Source organism: Chitinophaga sp. (genome assembly GCF_036566945.1).
Classification (GTDB): Bacteria; Bacteroidota; Bacteroidia; order Chitinophagales; family Chitinophagaceae; genus Chitinophaga.
In genome coordinates this window covers 1-4,461 of sequence record NZ_DATCVJ010000849.1, presented here as the reverse complement: position 1 = coordinate 4,461, position 4,461 = coordinate 1, and the positions used below count along the sequence as shown (strand labels likewise).

Below are 4,461 nucleotides of genomic sequence, written 5' to 3'. Positions count from 1 at the left end.
AGCCGTGCCTTCAACACTTCTATGGAAGTACATATGAGAGTGTGGGGAGAAGATCCGGTACAGCAATACCGTTATAAATCCAACGAAGCTTTCATGACCTTCGTAGCTCTAGACCCCAATGGCAACTCCAGACCAGTTCCAGGCATTATCACTGATACAGAAGAAGAAAAAAAATTATATGAAGGTGCTTTGCGCCGCCGTCAGCTCAGATTAATCCTCGGTGGTAAAATGAAACCGGAAGATGCGGATGAATTAAAAGCGCTGTTTTTCGAGAAGATCTAGTTGGGAGGGGATCGCCTCCGGCGATTGTCTTTGTTCAGGATTATACTGATTGTAATGATTGGGATGATTTTTCCACCTTTTGTTAGAAAATATTAAGGGAGATAGAAGCGAGTGCTTTTATCTCCCTTAATATTTTAATCTTTAAAGTTATAAAATCAAAAAATCCGGCAAATCCTCTAAATCTGTGTAATCCTGAATAAAGACAATCGCCGGAGGCGATCACCTCCTCATATCTCTCCCTCCCACTCTTTATAAAACCGCTCCAGGAATACTTCCATAAAAGCATGTCTTTCTGCTGCCAGTTCCTTACCGGTAGTTGTATTCATCCGGTCTTTCAGCAATAATAACTTCTCATAAAAATGTGTAATAGTGGGTGCCGTACTATTTTTATATTCTTCTTTGGTCATTTGCAAATTAGGCTGTACCGCAGGATCATAAAGCTGCCGGTTCTTAAATCCTCCGTAGTTAAATGCCCTGGCGATTCCTATGGCGCCAATGGCATCGAGTCTGTCGGCATCCTGTACCACGCCTAATTCTATCGAATAAAATTTTACTTCCTGGTTGCCGCCTTTAAAAGAAATATGCCGGATAATGTTTTCCACATGTGTAATGATATCTGTCGGCACCGCCAATGTTTGCAGGAATGCTACGGCTTTTTCGGGTCCTATGTTTTCATCTCCATTATGAAATTTTGAATCCGCGATATCATGTAACAGCGCGCCCAGTTCCACTACCAGCGGATCAACCGCTTCCTTTGCTGCAATATGCCGTGCTTGTTGCCATACCCGGTAAATATGCCACCAGTCGTGGCCTCCTTCTGCTCCTGCTAATTCCTTCTTCACAAAATCAATTGTTGCTGAAATGATTTCCTGTTGATTACTCATAGGTACAATGATATTTAATTTCCGGGACTCCATAAAAGCAAAAAAACAATATTATTACAGTCTTGTTAAATAGACATGCTACAGATTAAACGTATTTATGAAGCTGCTGCAGATACAGATGGGTACCGCATCCTGGTAGATCGCCTTTGGCCCAGAGGCATCTCAAAAGAGCAGGCACAGGTAGATGAGTGGGCCAAAGAAATAGCGCCCAGCAACGAACTACGCAAATGGTTTCACCATGACCCAGCGGAGTTTGCTGAATTTAAAACAAGATATCTACATGAATTACAGGAGAAAAAAGAATTGTTGGCCGCTATTAAAAAGAGAGCGCAACATCAGCGGGTAACACTATTATACGGGGCTAAAGACGAAACAAACAACCAGGCGCAGGTGCTGCTGGAGTTACTTAAAAAATAATTTACACGCCTTCACTTTCAGGCTTTACCAGTACATCGGTAATACTGTTCAGCTTTCTCACTTTGCTGGCAAAATCGCCGCTTAGTTTATCACGGATCTGTGATAATTTGTTCAGTACTTCATCCAGGGTATCCGGAATAGCTTCCTGCAATACCTGTTTGAGGCGTTTGGCAATGGTAGGTGATTTACCATTGGTAGAAATAGCGATTTTGAGATTTCCTTTCTTTACGATAGAGCCAAGATAAAAATCACAGAGTTCCGGTGTATCGGCCACATTGATCAGCACTTTGCTGCCTTTGGCTTTCTCCCAAACATGATAATTAAACGCTTTGTCGTTGGTAGCAGCTATTACCAGGTCTTTCCCCAGCAGATCGCCACAGGAAAACGATTTTTGAATCAGGGTAATATTGGGATACTGGTGCGTAAGTGCTTCCAGTTCAGGCAAAAAATCCAATGACACGACGGTAATCGTTGCCTGGGGGCAATTTTCCAGCATGGCATTGGCTTTTTCCAATCCGATATTACCACCGCCTACAACGAGTACGTGCAGACGGTGCAATTTGAAAAACACCGGGAATAACTGATTTTCTTCCATTATACGGCAATTTTAAGTTCTTCTGACACCTTGCTTTTCAGCGCCTGGAATGCTTCGTGAAAACTTACCACTTCGCCGATTACCAGTACCGCAGGGTTATGCAGATCGTTCATCGCAGCTATCTCCAGGAGATCTTCTACATTACCTACGCCCATTTTCTGGGTGGGCAAGGTTCCATTCTGGATAATAGCGGCAGGTGTTTGTCCTTTTCCTGCTGCGCTGTAGATCTGTGCAATTTCTGATAGTTTGCTCATCCCCATCAGAATAATTACCGTGGTATTAGCCCTGATAGCGTGATCCAGGTCGCGGGATAAATTTCCGTTTTGTGTGTTGCCGGTAATTACCCAGAAACCTTCGCTTACATTGCGTGCTGTCACCGGAATTTTGTTCACACCCGGCACAGAGATCGCGCTGGAAATACCTGGGATCACTTCTGCAGTAATACCAAATTGCTGCGCAAAGGCAATTTCTTCCTGACCGCGGCCGAATACAAAGGAGTCGCCTCCTTTCAGGCGTACCACGCTGCCATAAGTTAATGCATATTTTACAATCATCCTGTTTATTTCGTCCTGTGAATAAACGTGCATACCGGCACGTTTACCCACAAAGCGGCGAAGGCAGTTAGCCGGCGCATGGTCCAGCAGTTCGTTGCTGGACAATGCGTCATAAAGGATTACCCTGGCATTCTGAATCGCCTTTAATCCTTTCACGGTGATCAATTCCGGATCTCCCGGGCCTGCGCCTATTAACGTAAGTTTAGGTTGTATATTTTGCATGATTGGTCCTGTTTTGATAAATGAATCATTACGCCTGTACCAGTTCACTGGCTTTTTGACGATACGCTTGTGCGGCAGTGTAGAAAGATTGCGCCTGTTCGAAATAGGTTTTCGCAAAACTTTCTGTTGCCTCGTTGCCGTTGATCTGCAACACCACAGTTTTGAAATCGGGTTCAAAGCTGAATTTACCGGTCGCTACAAAGTGTTTATCGAAATCGTTGATGATACCTATTTGTGTATTACCACTGATGGCTTCACCCAGCAGCAGGGCTTTTGCACCCTGTACGAAAGAAGAGTAAGCGTGATAAATACCATCTGAATAAGCACCTTTAATGATCGCAATGCTGCTCAGTTCCAGTTTCTCTTCTGCCTCCAGTAGCAGGGTAGCTACCAGGTCAATGATGACGCCCGCACACTCACCTACACCAATCGCAGTGGCATAATCCTGCGCCTGACCCCAATCCACGAAGTCGCCGGCTGTGAGGGAGCTGAGATCTGCCAATGGTTTCAGCAGTTCATAGAAATATTTTTCTCCCTGACGATCGTAATATTCATTAAACAATTCATTTTCCTGGCCATTGATTTCGTAATCATGCAGCAGGCTGCGTAATACGTCCGGACCGCGGCGGCTGGGCACTTTAATCACCTTATCGGCTACACGACCAACGCCGTCGCCTACGATACCACCGCCCAGCAGTACCTGCAGGGCAGGTAATACTTTACCGGCGGCTTTCATGGAACTGCCATGGAAACCAATGCTGGCAATACCGTGCTGACCGCAGGAGTTCATACATCCGCTGATCTTTATTTTAATGTCTTTATTATATACCAGGTCCGGGAATTCGTCGGTAATCACATTTTCCAATACTTTGGCAATACCGGTGCTGCTGGAAATACCCAGGTTGCAGGTATCGGTGCCGGGGCAGGCCGTGATGTCGGCGATGCTGTCGAATCCTGGTTCTGCAAAGCCTGCATCTTCCAGTACGCTGAACACGTAGGGCAGATTTGCCGGTTGAATAAATTTCAGCAGCAGTCCCTGGTTGGCGGTTACTCTTACATCGTCTGCAATTACCGGGCGGAGGGCTTCAATCAGCTTGCGGCTGATGGCGGAGCCGATGTTACCGAGGGTAATTTTCACATAAGCACCATAGTACCCTTTTTGTTTTTGTTCAAAGGTGTTGGTGGCTTTCCAGGCTTCGTATTTTTTAGGATCTTTTATGCTGTAAGCGGGTACAGGAGCGGGTGCCGGAGGTGTAGTGGCTACCCATGCATCGGCATCTACCGGTACACTTTTTACCTTAACTGCTTTATATTCTTCTTTAATGAGACGTTCAAATTCTTCCATTCCAATCTTTTGGATGAGGAATTTCATGCGGGCTTTATTCCTGCTGGTTCTTTCGCCATAGCGGTCAAATACGCGCAGTACATTTTCGATATAAGGGATGAGCAGATCTGTTTCGAGGAATTCGTATACCACTTTAGCGAGGAAGGGTTGTGCACCCAAACC

General features: G+C 45.3%; 6 protein-coding genes. 2 read left to right on the top strand and 4 right to left on the bottom strand.

The window, feature by feature from the left end:
* The coding region (locus VIP81_RS25605) for an acyl-CoA thioesterase (RefSeq protein ID WP_414649385.1) at positions 1–282 on the top strand (282 nt) is incomplete at its 5' end.
* 227 nt (positions 283–509) lie between these two features.
* On the opposite strand, the gene VIP81_RS25600 is transcribed toward VIP81_RS25605, so the two are convergent.
* Positions 510–1,166, bottom strand: coding sequence for an HD domain-containing protein (locus VIP81_RS25600; RefSeq protein ID WP_331967944.1), 657 nt, complete (start codon positions 1,164–1,166; stop codon positions 510–512).
* 75 nt (positions 1,167–1,241) lie between these two features.
* On the opposite strand from VIP81_RS25600, the gene VIP81_RS25595 reads away from it, so the two are divergent.
* A complete protein-coding gene (locus tag VIP81_RS25595) occupies positions 1,242–1,583 on the top strand; it encodes a DUF488 domain-containing protein (protein ID WP_331967941.1) in 342 nt (113 codons plus the stop codon).
* A gap of 1 nt (position 1,584) precedes the next feature.
* Here VIP81_RS25595 and VIP81_RS25590 read toward each other — a convergent pair whose 3' ends face one another.
* From VIP81_RS25590 to VIP81_RS25580, 3 genes are all read right to left on the bottom strand, one after another.
* Positions 1,585–2,178, bottom strand: coding sequence for a bifunctional precorrin-2 dehydrogenase/sirohydrochlorin ferrochelatase (locus tag VIP81_RS25590; RefSeq protein ID WP_331967939.1), 594 nt, complete (start codon positions 2,176–2,178; stop codon positions 1,585–1,587).
* Positions 2,178–2,954, bottom strand: a complete 777-nt coding sequence (gene cobA / locus VIP81_RS25585) for a uroporphyrinogen-III C-methyltransferase (RefSeq protein ID WP_331967937.1) — start codon at positions 2,952–2,954, stop codon at positions 2,178–2,180. Before cobA ends, VIP81_RS25590 begins: the two co-directional genes overlap by 1 nt.
* A 28-nt stretch (positions 2,955–2,982) precedes the next feature.
* Positions 2,983–4,461, bottom strand: a 1,479-nt coding sequence (locus VIP81_RS25580; protein WP_331967934.1) for a nitrite reductase, incomplete at its 5' end; no start/stop codon positions are given.